We start from the raw sequence: 15079 nt of genomic DNA on the forward strand, positions 1-15079 counted from the left end.
AGGGCTTCGATTACGGGTCGGTGGCGGACCGGGGTTTTGCGGTGTCGTCGGCGCGGGGGGTGCTGACGCGTTGGAGGACGTCCTCGATGGTGTCGGGGAGGAGGTCGTCGGCGGACGCGAGCGGGGGCGGGCTGTTAGAGCGCGCGAGGCCGATGGCGTACCGGCGGAGGTCGAGTGGTGTGTCGTTGCCGGTGGCGGTTGCGCCGGCGACGACGCCGAGTTCGAACACGGTGGTTTCGAGGGTGCGGGCGTCGGTCGCGCGGTCGTGCTGGCGGGCGGTTTCGTTCCGGCCGAACTCGCGGACGGTGGCGACGGCGTCGCTCGCGGCTTCGGTGTGGGCGAGCAGGCGGAAGCCACGGGCGACGAGGATGTCCGCGGCGAGCACGTCGAGGTCGGCGGGGAGGTCAGTGTCGGGGTCGGCGTGCTGCCAGGGTTCGGTTTCGACGAGGTGGCGGGTGAGTCGGAGGCCTTCGTAGATGAGTTGGACGCCGGCGGCGCGTTCCGCGACGGCGTCGTCGTCGGTCGGTCCGGTGAGCGCGTCGGCGCTCAGCACGGTGAGCGCGCCCGGGACCATTGAGGCGTCGCTGAGGAGGTCGTCGATGACGTCCCGGAGGTCGCGCGGTGTGATGTCCGCGACTGCCTCGCGGGCCGCGGTGCGCGCCAGTTCGGCCTCGTCCATCGCCCGAAAGAAGGGGTGCGAGCGGCAAAGACCTTTGGAAACGAACCATCGGCGGCGGTGTCGCGTTCGGTCGCGAGCGGTAGTTCCTTGCCGTGGCTGTTCGGAGGACGTGTATGCTCTCGATTCGCGACGAGGACCGCGTTCGGGTGGTGACGCTGGACCGGCCGGACCGCCGGAACGCGCTGACGTCGGACGGACTGGACGCGCTCGCGGACGCGGTACAGGACGCCGAACAGTCGGTGGTGTACGTCCACGGTGCGGGGTCGGCGTTCTGCGCGGGCGCGGACCTCGATGTCGTGCGGACGCTGGACGGGGAGTCCGCACCCGAGTTCGCCGAGCACGGACAGGCGGCGATGAACGCCATTGAGGACGCCGCGGCCGCGGTCGTCGCGGGCGTGGACGGCGCGGCACGCGGCGGCGGCGTGGAACTCGCGCTCGCCTGTGACGTGCGGGTCGCGACGCCGGACGCGACGTTCGCGGAACCCGGCGTCTCGATGGGGATTTTCGGCGCGTGGGGTGGTACTCGACGCCTCCCGCGCGCGGTCGGGGAGGCGCACGCGCTCGACCTCTCGCTTTCCGGACGCACCGCCGACGCCGAAACCGCCCGAGAAATGGGACTTGTCTCCCGCGTCACCGACACGCCGCGCGCGGTCGCGGACGAACTCGCGCGCAACGACCCTGACGCGATTCACTACCTCAAACGACTCCTCCGGGACCAGCACGACCGCGAGGAACAGGACGCGAGAGAACAGGAGGCGTTCGGCGCGCTCCTCGAAGACGGCCTGTAACCCGGGACGGCCTATAGCGGGTCGGGCGCGGGCGGCATCGAGCGCTTGTGCGCGCTCGCCTCGTGGAGGTCGTGTACCGTCTCCACCACTGTCTCGTCGATGTCGAGGTTGCGCGCCGTCGCCGCCGTCGACAGGTCGCCGTCGATGTGGAGCGCGAGCACCGCGTCCAGAGTGTCGTATCCGACCCCCATCTCCGCCTCGTCGGTCTGGTCAGCCCAGAGTTCCGCCGTCGGCGTCTTCTCCACGAGATCGTCGGGCACGCCGAGCGCGCTCGCGAGCTGACGCACCTGCTGCTTGTAGAGGTTCCCGATGGGGTTGCAGTCCACCGCCTGGTCGCCGTACTTCGTGAAGTACCCCACCATCGCCTCCGCGCGATTCCCCGTCCCCAAGACGACCCGGGACTCGTGGTTCGCGACCATGTAGTTCAGCACGCCACGCACCCGAGCGCGAGCGTTCCCGACCGCGAGCTGGTCCGCCTCGGCCTCGGGGTACGCGTCGGTCAGCACGTCCACCACGGGGTCGATTTCGATGACGTCGTACTCGATTTCGAGCATCTGCGCGACGCGCTCCGCGTCGCTCATGTTCTCCTCGCTCGACACCGACGCCGGCAACACCAGCCCGTGCACGGCGTCCGCACCCAGCTCTTCGACCGCGAGATGCGCGACCGTCGTGCTATCGATACCGCCGGACAATCCGAGCACGACGCCGTCCGCGTTCGCCGCCGCCACGGTTTCGGAAATGAACGACGTGATGTGTTCGCGGCGCTCCTCCAGTTCGTCCTCCGAGAACCGGAGGTCCATCGGCTCGATGACGTCCTCGACCATACGTATCGTTCCCACGCACCCGACAAAAAGCCACTCGCCACCCGCAAAATCGTGGACGGCTGTCCACTTCCCACACCCACAGTCACCGAGAACACGACACCCCCCGAGTTCTCGTGCAGCACGCGACAGCGCAACTGCTTCGCGGTTTGTGGAACAGCCATGCGCTGGCCGGGAATTGAACCCGGGCTATGAGCTTGGGAAGCTCATGTCCTACCACTAGACCACCAGCGCGCGCTTCGGTCGCGCCCCGTGCATCGCGGACGAGTCCGCTCAACACCAGCGCGCTCGCTTCCGAATTACCGGTTCCGACACTTGAACGTAGCGCTTCACGCTTCCTTGCGGCGGTATGCGAGGAAGGAGTACGCGACGGTGTAGCCGGCGGCGAGCAGGGTCGGGACGAGTACGAAGACGATGGCGTAGGCCGGGAGGAGGAGGCCGCCGAGCGCGAGAACGGCCGCGAGTTTGAACGCGAGCGCGCCGCGCTCGTTGGTTTCGCGCCAGACGTCGTCGTCGCTGAGCGTCCACGGGGTACGGATGCCGACGAACCAGTTCGGTTCCGCCCGTTCGAGGAGGACGCCGCAGGCGTAGAGGAGTACGGCTAACGCGGGCGTGAGCGCTTGTCCGATCGGAATCTCGTAGCCGAGGTTCCACGCGAGCGTTATCGCGTGGACGTACGTCAGAAAGCCCGCGGTCCCGGCGACGAACCCCTCGTAGACGCCGCGGAACGCCTCGTAGTGGTCTTTTCGCGGGTCGATACTCGGCGCGACGAGCATCACGCCGACGACGAGCGCAGTGATGGCGGGGAGAACGAACGCGCCCACGGTCCGCGACATCGTGCCGTCGACGTCGCCGCTCGCGTTCCAGTGCGTCGCCATCTCCCGCGGAAGGTCGGGGTAGACGACCGCGCTCGCGGCGACCCCCGCGAGAACGAACAGGAGGGCGGCGGTGCGCTGGCGTCGATATTGCACACTTCGTCTTAGGAGGCCCCGGCCTCCTCATGCTTTCGCCGGTCACGCACTCCGACACGTGCAGTCTGGCGGAACTGAAACGGGCGAGGCGCGCGGAGCGCGCCGAGGGCGTTCTTCAGTAGTGTTCGTCGAGGTAGTCGACGATGTCGTCGCTCTCGTAGAGCGTCTCCTCGCGGGCGGTGTCGACGAGGTAGGGAATCTGGTCTTCGCCGCCGGCCGTGAGTTCGTCGTACGTGGTTTCGTTGGTCACGTCGCCGCCCATGCCGCCGGGGAGCCGGGGGTTGTGGATGACGTAGGAGACGCCGAGTTCGCTGAGTTTCTCGCGGACTTTCGCACAGTGCGGGCAGCCTTCGGACTGGTAGAGTTCGAGCACACCGGGACGTCTCGCGGAAGCGAGGTAAACGTTAGCGAACCGGCGGATAGGTGGCACGAGCTATCCACTCACGGAGGTCGCGTGCGCCCTCGGCGTCGAAGCGGAGCGGGCGTCGCCACCACGGCCCCTTCCCGGAGTCTTCGGAGTAGTCGGTGACGACGCGGTTCGCGTCGACGCCGCGCTCACCACTCAGGGGGACGGCGGTGTCGTACAGTCGGCTCTCGTCGGTTCCCTCGACGAGCACGGCGGCGTCGAACTCCTCGCGGGCGAGGTGGGCGTTCCACGGGAACGACGCGGGTTCCTCGGTGAGTGGGTCGCGTGCGAGCGTGAACTCCCCGATGAGGTACGCGCCCCAGTCGGGCGTCACCCAGGGTTCGGGGCCGTCGCCGTGACTGGTGAGCGTGGCGTAGAAGTAGAGGCGGTCGCCCGCGCGGAGTTCGCTGATCGGGCGGGCTTTCACGCCGTGCGGGTCGCCGTACGTGTACGCGTCGCACGTCGGGTACTCCGCGAACGTCGGGTCGAGGTGGACCGGCGTGTCGTCGGGCGTGTCGATGTCGAGTTCGAGCTCGCCGTACGTCGGCACCGCTTCCCGCGTGGGTTCGGATTCCGGGATAGGGACGTACTCGAACCGGCCGTCCTCGTGGATCGGGCCGCGGAAGCCGGGTTGGTTCGTGTTCGCGGCGACGTTGATGGCGAGCGCGTCCATCAGATGTCTCGCTGGAACTCGTCGAACCCCTCGAAGTCGTCGGGGAGCGTGTACGGGATGCGGCGGTCCTCGCGGTCGCCCGCCGCCGACTCGGCGTCCTCGACGGGAATCGCGTCGCCCTCGAATCCGGGTTTGACGCGCACGCTCCGCGCGGGCATCCCAACGGCGACGTGGTGCGCGGGCACGTCCTGCTGGACGACCGCACGCGACCCGACGAGGCTGTTCTCGCCGACGGTGACACCCGCGCGAACGAGCGCGCCCTGCGTCACGCGCGCGTCGTCCTCGATGGTCGTGCGGTAGTTCGTCACCTCGGTCTGGTCGACCACGTCGTGGTCGTGCGTGTAGACGTGCGCGCCGTCGCTGAGGCTCACGCGGTCGCCGATGTCGAGTTCGCCGCGGTCGTCGAGGTGCACGTCGTCGTGGATGACGACGTTGTCCCCGAGTTCGATGTTGTGGCCGTACGTCATCGAGACGCCCTTGAAGATGCGCAATCCCTCGCCGGCGTCCGCGAACAGGTGGCGGGCGAGCATCTGCCGGAACTCCAGCGCGAAGTCGACGTTGTCCGCGACAGGCGTGTTGTCGAACTGCCGCCACAGCCACTGCAGCGGCTTCGACTCCGCGAACTTCTCCTCGTCCTTCTCAGCGTAGTACTCGGACTCCAGGGTGGCGTTCCGCGGGTCGTAGGACTGCAGGCGGGCCTCCTCGACGCTGGAGACGGTGTTCCCGTTCTGCCAGGCCTCGTAGGCCTCCCGGTCGCCGTTCAGGTCCACGAGCACGTCCTCGACGACCTCGTAGGTGTCCTCCGTCGAGAGCCGGTCGTCCACCTCACCCACGAAGTCGCGGAGCGTCGCCTCCGCGTCGTCTGGGAGGGAGACGTGGCGTTTCGTCATACTCTGAGCGTCGAGTGGGACGTTGATAGGGGTTTCCGTCCCGACGCCGCCTGCCGTTACTCCACCACGGCTTCGCGGCCCCACCACGGCGTCGTCCGCTCGGTCGCGCTTGTTCCCGGCGCGTGGGAGGAACCGCACCCGCTAAGTGGCCGCCGGCAGTACGCTCACACATGCAGCACCGCGAACTCGGTAACTCCGGCGTTGAGGTGAGCGAAGTCGGGTTCGGCGCGTGGGTCGTCGGCACCGACTGGTGGGGTGACCGCGACGAGGACGACCAGCGCGAGATGGTCGAACACGCCGTCGAACAGGGCATCACGTACTTCGACACGGGCGACGTCTACGGGCACGGGCAGAGCGAGGAGTACCTCGGGGACTTCCTCGCGCCCTACCGGGACGAGGTGACGCTCGCGACGAAGATCGGCTACGACTTCTACAACAACCCGCAGGCCGGCCACGGCGAACTCCCGAAGGAGATGGACGCCGACTACCTCCGGGAGGCCATCGAGAAGAGCCTCGACCGCCTCGGCGTCGAGCGCGTGGAGTACCTCCAGCTCCACAATCCGAACGTCTCCGAGATGACGCCGGACGTGCTCGAAGTCCTCGACGAAGTCCGCGAGGAAGGCCTGACGGACGCTATCGGCATCGCGCTCGGGCCGTCCATCGGCTGGCTCGCGGAGGGCGACTTCGGTATCGAGAACGAGTTCGACGGCGTCCAGTACGTCGGGAACCTCCTCGAGCAGGACGTCCACCAGCACTTCGTCGACACCGTCCGCGAGACGGGTTCGGACACCTCCCTCATCGCTCGCGTCCCGCACTCCTCCGGCATCCTGAACGAACAGGTCACGCCCGACACCGAACTCGCGGACGACGACCACCGCGGGTTCCGGCCGGACGAGTGGTACGAGACCGGCTGGGAGAAAGTGGAGGCACTCCGATTCCTCGAACGAGAGGGCGAGCGCACGCTCGGCCAGGCGTCGATTCAGTGGTTGCTCTCCTTCGACGAGGTCGCGTCCGTCACGCCGACGTTCCGCTCGAAGAAGGACATCACGGAGTGGGCGGCCGCGCCCGACACGCCCGCGCTCAGCGACGAGGAGCAGGAACGCGTCGCCGACCTCTACACGTCGAACTTCGGTGTCGACCGCTTCGACGGCATGGAGGCGGCTGACTTCCGGACGAGCGTCGGCGGGGACGACCTCCGTGACGCCGGCCTGCTCGCGGACTGAACGACGACGCTTTTATGGAACTTTTCGAGGCGGACAGTGTCCGCCGAGGAAACTTTCCGGGACCTGACCTCCGTGACGCCGGCCTGCTCGCGGACTAACCTCACTTATACGCTTTCGATTTCACCGAACCCCCTTGTTTCCGGTCGAAACCCGGTGACTCCGCCGACGTATCGTGGCGCTATTTCACTTTCACTCCGCACTCTCGGAGACGGTCGCGGCAGTCGTCGACGAACGACGGAACGCTCAGGTCCGTCTCGCCGTTCGTCCAGATGAGCACGCTCCGTCTCTCCGAGAGGAACACCTGATAGCCGACGCCGATGTCCGTCACCATCACGTCCGCGTACGTGGTATGTTCGTACGCCATGCTATCGAGGTACGCCTGTTCCGCCTCGAACAGCGCCTCCTCGTACACGCCTTCCGCCGACCGGTCCTCGGCGCCCGCAAAGTACTCGTCTGCGGCGTCCTCTCCGTATAGAATCCTGTAGGAGTCCCTGTCGAACTCCATCACTATCTCCAACCCATCCCCCACGCGCTCCTCCAGAAACGCCACGAACCCCTCGTACTTCCCGGTCATACGCGACGCCACGAACGCCCTCCAGAAAAACGTGTTCGCCCCAGCGAGAGGACACAGAAGCGGGCTGGGAACGGAACGGGAGCGTCGCGGTGCTGAGCGGCCGGGGAACGGTGCGGTCCTGACGCCGACCGCGCGCCGTCGGCGCGCGGCCTTTTTATGTTACTTTTTGCGAGCGGGGGTTCGCTCCGCGAACCCCGCTCGCAAAAATTTACGCGAGGAAGACGTGGCGGGGTCGGTCTGCGAGGGCGTCACAACGCACCTTTTTTCGCCTCGGGTGCGCCGGAGGCGCACCGCTCGGCCAAAAAATCTGCACCAAAAAAGCGCGCCTACGGCGCGTGAGTCACGCCAAAAATACGTGGCGGGGTCGGTCTGCGAGGACGTCGCGGCCCCACTGGACGGTGTCGCGGAAGGCGTCGCTGCGGAAGAACTCGGTTGCGGCTTCCTGGGAGTCCCAGCGGGAGTCGATGAAGAACGCGTTTTCGTCGTTCGTGTCTTGGAGGAGGCGGGTCTGGCGGTGGCCGTCGATACCGGCGAGGGCGTCGCCGACGGCGTCGAACTTCTCCACGAAGTCGTCTCTGTGTTCGGGTTTGACGGTGTAGAACATGCCCATGGTGCCCCAGCCGTCGTCGGATTCGGCGACCTTGTCGGTGATACCGGGGAGGTCGTTGAGGAAGCCGGCGGCGGTGTCGGCGGCGCTCTGGGTGTCCCAGAGGGAGACGACGGCGGCCGAACCCTCGGTCGTGGGTTCGTAGACGGTGGTTTGGACGTGGGTGTCGTAGTGGTCGAAGCTCTCCGCGAGTTCGTCGACCGCGGATTCGAGTTCGTCCAGGTCGGCGTCGGAGTAGAGGCCGACGGCGTACACGTCCTCGCCGTGCGGCTTCCCGGCGTACACGTCGAGGTCCGCGAGTTCCTCACGCAGCGCGTCCCCGTCGCCGTCTCCGGCATTGTTCGACTCACTTCCGTGGTGAGCGGTCTCGCCCTCGTGGTCGTGGTGGCCGTCACCGCCGTGCGCGCTCTTGCCGTGCGCGTGGCCGTGTGCGTCGTCGCCCTCGGGCGTCGGAACGGATTCGCCGGCGAGGAACGCGTCGAAGTCCGCGGGCGGGAACCGTCGGCCGACGTAGAAGTCGCCGAACTCGCCGTACTTCGAGGACGCCTCGTCGAAGCGCATCTCGTACACGATGTCCTTGATGTCCGTCGGGTCGTCCCCGAACAGCGTCACGCCCCACTCCCAGTCGTCCAGGCCGACCGAGGACGCGATGACTTGCTTGATCTTCCCGGCGTACTCGCGGCCGACGTCGCCGTGGCCGGCCATGAGGTCCGCGCGCTCCTCGAAGTCGAGGTCGTACCAGTTCTGTCCGGGCTGCCGGCGCTTGCTCATCGGGTAGAACGAGACGTACGTGTCGTCGGGAATCTCGGGCGTGAGCTTCCCCTCAATGTAGTTCTTCAGGCCGTCGTCCACCTCCTCGGGGTTCGTGAAGTACTCGTCGCTCACGTACCCCGACACCTCGCTCACGGAGACGTAGGAGTGCGCGCGCTCCGTGTACGCGGCGAATTCGGTCTGCTCGAACGACCGCTGGATGCGGTCGAGTTCGTCCAGGCTCTCCCGGAAGTGGAGGAAGAGGAGGTCCGCCTTGCTCCCGGTGACGCTGAATACCGCGGAGTCGCCCGCGTCGCTGCGCGCGAGCGCCTCCCGGTGCGTCTGGAACGACGCCGCGTCCTCGATGGCGGCCTCCCGGTCGCGTTCGGGCGCGTCCCGCCACGCGTCCCAGTCCACGGTCCGGAAGTCGTGCAGCGCGAACCAGCCCTCGTCCGTTTCGGGCGCGTCAACCATACGCGGGAGTTGGGCGACCTCCGACAAGCAACTTTCGCGTTCGCGCTCTCGCTCGCCCGTATCGCCCCGACCGAAACCCTTTCCCTCATTCCCGGGAAAACGACGAGAGAATGCGTAAGAGCGGACCGCCGAAGGGACTCGTCTCGTACCTCGTCCTCGAACTCCTCGCGGAACAGCCACGGTACGGGTACGAACTCCTCAAGGAGATAACCGAACTCAGCGGCGGTCACTGGGAGCCATCCTACGGCTCCGTCTATCCGATTCTCTACAAGTTCGAGGAGAACGGCTGGGCCGAGCGCATCGAGCGCGAGGACGAACCCGACCGGAAGTACTTCGAACTCACCGACGAGGGCCGCGCGGAACTCGCGGAGAAGCGCGAGGAGGTCGGCGGCACCGCGAAGGACTTCGCCGATATCATCCTCGGGTTCTACCACATGTACGCCGTGCTCGGCATCGACAACCGCTTCGGCGTGGAGAACCCCGAGGACGGCTGGCAGTTCGGCGAACAGTTCTCGGCGTGGATCGTCGAACAGGTCGTCCGCCACCACGAACACTACTTCGACACGACGTTCGAGCGAATCACGGACACGCCCGAGGAGTTCAACGACCGGATGGGCGTCTCAGACGAGTAGGTTCGGGAACAGCATCAGGACGAGGCAGGCGAGCATCGCGAGTCCGACGCTCGTCGTCACCGCCCTGACCGCGCTCCGCTTGTCCTCGACGGGGAGTCGCGACACCACGGACTCCGCGCCGGTTCGGAGGAGGTGGCCGCCGTCGAGCGGATACCCGGGAATGCAGTTGAAAAAGCCGAGGTTGACGTTCACCCACCCGATCCAGAACAGGGCGTTCGCGAGCAGTAACCCGGTTCCGCCGAACGGTTCGAGAACGCCCGTGGTCGTGTAGAACGCGGCGTTGTCCGGAACGAACCCGGGGAAGTTGTACGGGACGCCGAGGCCGACGACGGAGAGGAACGGCAGGAACACGAGGAACATCGCGGACTGCGTGAGGCTCACGCCGGTGAGGTCGCCGCCGAGCACGTCGAGATAGAACCCGGCGGGGTAGAGTTCGATGCCGGCGTCGCTCACGGTCATCCCGGAGTAGCCGGGCGACCCCTGCACGCCGAGGAATCCGATGTCGCTGTTCGGGTTCTCGCCGAGCGTCACGGTCGCCTCCCGGTGTTCGCCGTCAGCGTAATACTCGACTGTGACGCTGTCGCCGGCCGAGGTGTCGGCGAGCGCGTCGCTCACGCCCTCGTAGGTGACGACGCGCTCGCCGTCGAGGTGGGTGACGACGACGGCGTCACCGCCCGCGAGGTCCGTCTGGTCCGCGAACGGCTCCCCGCCCACGAGCGTCGTGAGCGCGCCGACGGGACCGGTCGTCGTGTTCCCGCTTCCGGTCGTGACGGTCGCGACTGTCGCGTTCGCCACGCGGTCGCGGAACCCGGCTTCGGTCTCGACGCTCGTGCCGTTCACGGCGACGATGGTGTCCCCCGTGTAGACACCGTTATCGGGGCTGAACGGCGTTGCGGCGGCGAGCGCGCTCCCGGCCGCCGGCACGCCAGTCACCAGCACCGACCTGTTCACGGTGACCGTCTCCCCGCTCGCGAGCGTCATCGACACCGAGTGCGCGGTCTGGTTCGCGAGCACGTCCTCGAACTCCTCGTTCGACTCGATGGACTCGTTCCCGACGGCGACGATGCGGTCGCCGGGTTCGATTCCCGCCTGCGCGGCCGGCGACTGCTCGGTCACGCCGCCGACCGCCGCGCCCGGTGCGACCGAGATAGCGCCCGCGACGGGACCTAACAACAGCCCGAAGGCGATGAGTGCGATGAGGAAGTTGTTCGTCACGCCCGCCGCGAACATCCGCGCGCGGCTCCCGCGGGAGACGAGGCGCTGGTCCTCTTGGTCCGGTTCCACGAACGCGCCCATCGGGAGTATCGCGAGCAGGACGACGCCCATCGATTCCACGCCGATGCCTTCGACGCGACTCATCACGCCGTGACCGCCCTCGTGCACCACCAGCCCGACGAACAGCCCGAGCACGATTTCGGGCGCGACCGCCACCGGGAGGAACGGATTCACGCCCGGGACGACGAGCGCGCTCCGTGGATTCCCGACCGGCGACGCCGCCGTCGGCGGGTTCTGCACGAGCGCTATCGCCGTCGTCGCGAGCAGGGCGAACGCGGCGACGAGCACGACGAGCGCGACGCCGAGTCCGAAGTTACCCCACGCCCGCCACGCGCGCTTCGGCGCGGCGAGCCGGTCGAGCAGTCGCTTCCCGCGCTTCGTGTGCACCGTCAGAAGCGGCCCCATCGTGTTCACGTAGTCCGGTAGGAGCCCGCGATTGCGGGCGACCGCGACGGCCACCCAGTACGCGAGCACGCCGGCGATCACCCACGTCCACTCGTTCATCACGCTACCCTCCGGGCGCGGGACGGTAAGCGGTTTGGGTTACCGCTCCCGGCGCAGGCGCGCGACGACGAAGTCCTCGTCGAGCGCGGCGAGGAACTGCCCGAGCTTCGGACCCTCCTCTTCCTCGAAGAACAGCCGATAGCCGACGGAGAAGAACTCGCCGATGTCGATGTCGTGACGCTTCGCAGTCTCGTAGATTTCTCCCTGTATCTCCTCGCCGTCGTGACCGTCGGCGACGAAGTCCGCGAGTTCGTCGAGCGCCGCTTCGGTCTCCGCGTCGAGGTCGACGGCCGGGAGGCTGTCGCGGTTGATGCGGTAGTTGTACTCGTTGTCCGTGCGCTCGGCCCACTCCCGCGCGAGGTCGACGCGCGCGAGCGCCTCCTCGACCGCCCACTCGGGCGCGTCGTCGGGAATATGGCCCTCGCGTCGCGCGATTTCCTCCCTGAGTTCGGGGTCGTCCGTCATTCCGAGCACGGCCGCGAACGTGTACGGGATGCGGATGCGGTCCTCGCGCACCTCGTCCACGACGAGCGGATACACGCGGTCCGCGAGTTCGCGTTCGTCCTCGCTCGCGTCCTCGACCTCCCCGAAGTAGATGCGTTCGAACCGGTCGAACTCGTCCACGAGCAGGTCGATTCGTTCCGTGCTGAAGTCCCGGGCCTTCTTCGGGTCCTTCGTGAAGAAGTACCGGAGCACGTCGCGCTCCACGAGGTCGAGCACGTCGCTCACGAGGATGACGTTCCCCTCCGAGGAACTGAAGGGTTCGCCGTTCAGCGTGAACCACTCGTACACCATTGGCACCGGTGGCTCCTCGTCGAAGACGGTTTCCGCGATGTCGACGCCGGACGGCCACGACCCCTCCGCGTGGTCCTTGCCGAACGGCTCGAAGTCCACGCCCAGCACCTGCCACTGCGCCGGCCATTCGAACCGCCACGGGAGCTTTCCGTCCCGCAGGCTCGCGGTCCCGCGATGCCCGCAGCCCTCGATGGTGCGGTCGCCCGCGTCGAGGTCCGTGCACTCGTACTCGACCGTTCCGTTCTCCGCGTCGATGGCGTGAACGGTCTCCGTGACCTTCCCGCAGTTCTCGCAGATCGGATTGAACGGGACGTAGGACTCGTCGACCTTGTCCTGGTACTTCCCGAGCACCCCGCGCGCGAGGTCGGCGTTCGCGAGCACGTGCCGGGTCGCGTCCTCCAGGTCGCCCGACTCGTAGAGGTCGGTGTTCGACACCATCTCCACCGGGATGCCCATGAGCTCTGCGGAGTCCTCGATGAGGCTGGAGAAGTGCGCGCCGTAGGAGTCACAGCACCCGAACGGGTCCGGAATCGCCGTGTAGGGATGGCCGAGGTTCTTCCCGAGCGCGCCCGCGTTCACGTCCCCGAGGTCCACGATTTCGCCGTCGAGGTCCGCGAGCTTCCGCGGGAGCTTCCGCAGCGGGTCGCGGTCGTCCGACGTGAATAGCTGCCGGACCTCGTGGCCGCGCTCGCGGAGAACCGCGGCGACGAAGTAGCCGCGCGCGAGTTCGTTCATGTTCCCGAGGTGGGGGACGCCGGACGGCGAGATTCCGCCCTTGATGACGATGGGGTCGTCGGGGTCGCGGGCCTCGATGCGGTCCGCGATTTCGTCCGCCCAGAAGACGTACTCGGCGTCGCTGAGGACGTGTGGACTGCTCATTCCTGCCAGAGTGCGGGCGTCTCGGTCGCGCTGTCGGGCCGGATGTCGGTGCCGTCGTGCTCGCCGCGCAGCACGGCGTCGACGATGTTCTCCGGGTTCGTGCCGTCCAGCACGACGACGCGCATCCGGGAGCGTTCGATGAGCTTCGCCGCGAGGATGTCGACGGGCGCGCTCGACCCCGCGTTCATCTCGATGTTCCCGATGACGTCCACGAGTTCGCTCGCGGTCATGGAGTCGAAGCGCTGCGCCGAACTGTCCTCGTTCGGGTCCGCGCTGAACACGCCGGGCACGCTCGTCGCGTACACGAGGAGGTCAGCGTCCGTGTACTCCGCGAGCGCCGCGCCGACCGCGTCCGTCGTCTGTCCGGCGGTGACGCCGCCCATCACGGCCACGTCGCCGCGCCGCATCGCCTCGCCCGCGGTCTCGTAGTCCTCCGCGGGGCTCGGGGCCGCGTCGTCCAGCGCCGAGATGAGGAGACGGGCGTTCAGTCGGGTGACGGAGATACCGATGTCGTCCAGTTCGATCTCGTTCGCGCCCAGGTTTCGGGCGGTGTCGATGTACTCGCGGGCGATACCGCCGCCACCCACGACCACGCCGACAGAACACCCCTCGTCGACCAACCGTTCGATGGCGGCGGCGTGCGCTCGGATTCGCTCGTGCGCGAGGTCCGGAGCGAGCACGCTCCCGCCGATAGAAACGACTACTCGCATTCTTACCGGGGATAACCCCGATGCGGCCTTAAGGGTTGTCAACTCCCCGGCGACAGGCACAAGCCACGCGCACGCTACGACTCGGGTATGCACGTGCTCGGCCTCGCGACGGGTCCCGGCGTCCCCGCGGACGCGGTCGCGGACAGGCTCACCGCGGATCTGCCCGGTAGCGTCGCAGTCCTCGAACGCAGCGCGGACGCGGGCGGAGAGCGGACCCGCTACGAACTCGGCCCCGACGGCGCCACCGTTTCCCGGCCGAACGGCGACTTCCTGGGCGCGCTCGATGACCTCGCCCGCGACCACGACTATGCCGTCCTCGTCGGGTTCGCGGACGTGAACGTCCCGCACGTCGTTGTCGGGGACGCGGACGCCGAAACCGCGCTCGTCCGCGTTTCGACGCCCGCCGACCTCGACACCGCGGCGGTCGTCCGCGCGCTCGACGACCACGACGAACACGAGTCACTCCAATCGCTCGTCACCGAGGTCACTCGCGAGCCGAGCGCGGAGTTCGCGGGCGCGATCGCCACGTTCACCGGTATCGTCCGCGAGCGCGAACACCCCGAGGACGACCGGACGGAGTCGCTGACGTTCGAGAAGTACGAGGGCGTCGCCGCCGAGCGCCTCGCCCGCATCCGCGACGAACTCGAAGGCCGCGAGGGCGTCCACGAGGTCCGCCTCCACCACCGCACCGGCCGCATCGAAGCCGGCGAAGACATCGTGTTCGTCGTCGTGCTCGCCGGCCACCGCCGCGAGGCGTTCGAAACCGTCGAGGACGGCATCGACCGACTGAAGGACGAAGTCCCGATTTTCAAGAAGGAACTCACCGTCGAGGACGAGTTCTGGACGCACGAACGCGACGCGTAGGCGCACTCACCACGTCCCGAACCCACCCAGTAAGCAAACCCTACGAAACGATTAGAACTCTCTATAAAACGTTTCGAGGGTTCTCGTAGCGCCGTAAAACGTTCTTTCTGTGTTCGTAAAACGTCGTGTCGGCGTGAAACGTGTCGAATACACCCCAACGTTCTCCCCTTTATATGATGTGTCGGGTTCTACGGGTGAGTGAGGCGATCACAAATGAGCGCTACTGCCGAACCCTCCACGGCCGACAGCAAGGAAACGCGTCTCGCGAACTACCTGCGCGAGAAGGCTCGCGACGGCGAGCTCTACTTCAAGGGGAAGTTCATCGCGGACGAGGTCGGGCTCTCCCCGAAGGAGATCGGCGCCCTGATGGTGAACCTGAAGGACTCCGTCTCCGACCTCGAAATCGAGAAGTGGTCGTACACGAGCGCGACCACGTGGCGAGTCGCCCCTGCTGACGCCTAACGCGACACGGCCCCTGCCGTCCTCCCCGCGTCTCGCCCCGCTCACTATCGACCGACGACTCGTTTCTAATCGCCGCATTTCCCGCCGTCCCCAGCGGCGGCT

16 protein-coding genes and 1 tRNA gene are annotated in these 15079 nt (G+C 67.4%); 5 read left to right on the forward strand and 12 right to left on the reverse strand.

Annotation, left to right across the window (positions count from 1 at the left end):
* Positions 1-10: 10 nt before the first annotated feature.
* Positions 11-679: a DUF7114 family protein gene (locus ACOZ4O_RS09360; RefSeq protein ID WP_424525044.1), complete on the reverse strand. Its 669-nt coding sequence runs from the start codon at positions 677-679 to the stop codon at positions 11-13.
* 113 nt (positions 680-792) lie between these two features.
* On the opposite strand from ACOZ4O_RS09360, the gene ACOZ4O_RS09365 reads away from it, so the two are divergent.
* Positions 793-1467 (forward strand): enoyl-CoA hydratase/isomerase family protein, encoded by a 675-nt coding sequence (locus tag ACOZ4O_RS09365; RefSeq protein ID WP_424525045.1) that lies wholly within the window; start codon positions 793-795, stop codon positions 1465-1467.
* An 11-nt stretch (positions 1468-1478) separates the two neighbouring features.
* Here the strand turns inward: ACOZ4O_RS09365 and ACOZ4O_RS09370 are convergent, their stop codons facing one another.
* From ACOZ4O_RS09370 to ACOZ4O_RS09395, 6 genes are all read right to left on the reverse strand, one after another.
* On the reverse strand, positions 1479-2291 hold the full coding sequence (locus ACOZ4O_RS09370) for an NAD+ synthase (RefSeq protein WP_424525046.1): 813 nt from the start codon (positions 2289-2291) through the stop codon (positions 1479-1481).
* Positions 2292-2451: 160 nt separating this feature from the next.
* Positions 2452-2522 (reverse strand) — tRNA-Gly (locus tag ACOZ4O_RS09375).
* Between the two features lie 95 nt (positions 2523-2617).
* A complete protein-coding gene (locus tag ACOZ4O_RS09380) occupies positions 2618-3259 on the reverse strand; it encodes an SdpI family protein (protein ID WP_424525047.1) in 642 nt (213 codons plus the stop codon).
* A 115-nt stretch (positions 3260-3374) separates the two neighbouring features.
* Positions 3375-3632 carry a glutathione S-transferase N-terminal domain-containing protein gene (locus tag ACOZ4O_RS09385; RefSeq protein ID WP_424525048.1) on the reverse strand — a complete coding sequence of 86 codons (258 nt, stop codon included), beginning with the start codon at positions 3630-3632 and terminating at the stop codon, positions 3375-3377.
* 31 nt (positions 3633-3663) lie between these two features.
* Positions 3664-4338, reverse strand: coding sequence for a hypothetical protein (locus tag ACOZ4O_RS09390; RefSeq protein WP_424525049.1), 675 nt, complete (start codon positions 4336-4338; stop codon positions 3664-3666).
* Positions 4338-5228, reverse strand: a complete 891-nt coding sequence (locus tag ACOZ4O_RS09395; protein WP_424525050.1) for an acyltransferase — start codon at positions 5226-5228, stop codon at positions 4338-4340. The genes ACOZ4O_RS09390 and ACOZ4O_RS09395 overlap by 1 nt, the downstream gene beginning before the upstream one ends.
* 170 nt (positions 5229-5398) lie before the next feature.
* On the opposite strand from ACOZ4O_RS09395, the gene ACOZ4O_RS09400 reads away from it, so the two are divergent.
* On the forward strand, positions 5399-6451 hold the full coding sequence (locus tag ACOZ4O_RS09400) for an aldo/keto reductase (protein WP_424525051.1): 1053 nt from the start codon (positions 5399-5401) through the stop codon (positions 6449-6451).
* Between the two features lie 178 nt (positions 6452-6629).
* On the opposite strand, the gene ACOZ4O_RS09405 is transcribed toward ACOZ4O_RS09400, so the two are convergent.
* Together ACOZ4O_RS09405 and ACOZ4O_RS09410 are read right to left on the reverse strand one after the other, a co-directional pair.
* A complete protein-coding gene (locus ACOZ4O_RS09405) occupies positions 6630-7025 on the reverse strand; it encodes a hypothetical protein (RefSeq protein WP_424525052.1) in 396 nt (131 codons plus the stop codon).
* 340 nt (positions 7026-7365) lie between these two features.
* Positions 7366-8856, reverse strand: coding sequence for a heme-binding protein (locus tag ACOZ4O_RS09410; protein WP_424525053.1), 1491 nt, complete (start codon positions 8854-8856; stop codon positions 7366-7368).
* Positions 8857-8966: 110 nt separating this feature from the next.
* Between ACOZ4O_RS09410 and ACOZ4O_RS09415 the strand changes: the two genes are divergently transcribed.
* A complete protein-coding gene (locus ACOZ4O_RS09415; RefSeq protein WP_424525054.1) occupies positions 8967-9488 on the forward strand; it encodes a PadR family transcriptional regulator in 522 nt (173 codons plus the stop codon).
* Here ACOZ4O_RS09415 and ACOZ4O_RS09420 read toward each other — a convergent pair.
* From ACOZ4O_RS09420 to pyrH, 3 genes are read right to left on the reverse strand one after another with little or no spacing between them, the layout of a single operon-like run.
* The gene (locus tag ACOZ4O_RS09420) at positions 9477-11267 is read right to left on the reverse strand and encodes a site-2 protease family protein (protein ID WP_424525055.1); all 1791 of its coding nucleotides are present in this window, start codon (positions 11265-11267) and stop codon (positions 9477-9479) included. The genes ACOZ4O_RS09415 and ACOZ4O_RS09420 overlap by 12 nt on opposite strands.
* Before the next feature lie 39 nt (positions 11268-11306).
* A complete protein-coding gene (lysS, locus tag ACOZ4O_RS09425; RefSeq protein WP_424525056.1) occupies positions 11307-12941 on the reverse strand; it encodes a lysine--tRNA ligase in 1635 nt (544 codons plus the stop codon).
* Positions 12938-13651 (reverse strand): UMP kinase, encoded by a 714-nt coding sequence (pyrH, locus tag ACOZ4O_RS09430; protein WP_424525057.1) that lies wholly within the window; start codon positions 13649-13651, stop codon positions 12938-12940. The genes lysS and pyrH overlap by 4 nt, the downstream gene beginning before the upstream one ends.
* Before the next feature lie 87 nt (positions 13652-13738).
* Here pyrH and ACOZ4O_RS09435 point away from each other — a divergent pair, with 87 nt between their 5' ends.
* Both ACOZ4O_RS09435 and ACOZ4O_RS09440 read left to right on the forward strand, forming a co-directional pair.
* On the forward strand, positions 13739-14515 hold the full coding sequence (locus ACOZ4O_RS09435) for a molybdopterin synthase (RefSeq protein ID WP_424525058.1): 777 nt from the start codon (positions 13739-13741) through the stop codon (positions 14513-14515).
* Between the two features lie 213 nt (positions 14516-14728).
* Complete coding sequence (locus ACOZ4O_RS09440; RefSeq protein WP_424525059.1) at positions 14729-14977, forward strand: DUF7123 family protein; 249 nt, start codon at positions 14729-14731, stop codon at positions 14975-14977.
* Positions 14978-15079: the final 102 nt, after the last annotated feature.

This window comes from Salarchaeum japonicum, from assembly GCF_049705945.1.
Classification (GTDB): Archaea; Halobacteriota; Halobacteria; order Halobacteriales; family Halobacteriaceae; genus Salarchaeum; species Salarchaeum japonicum_A.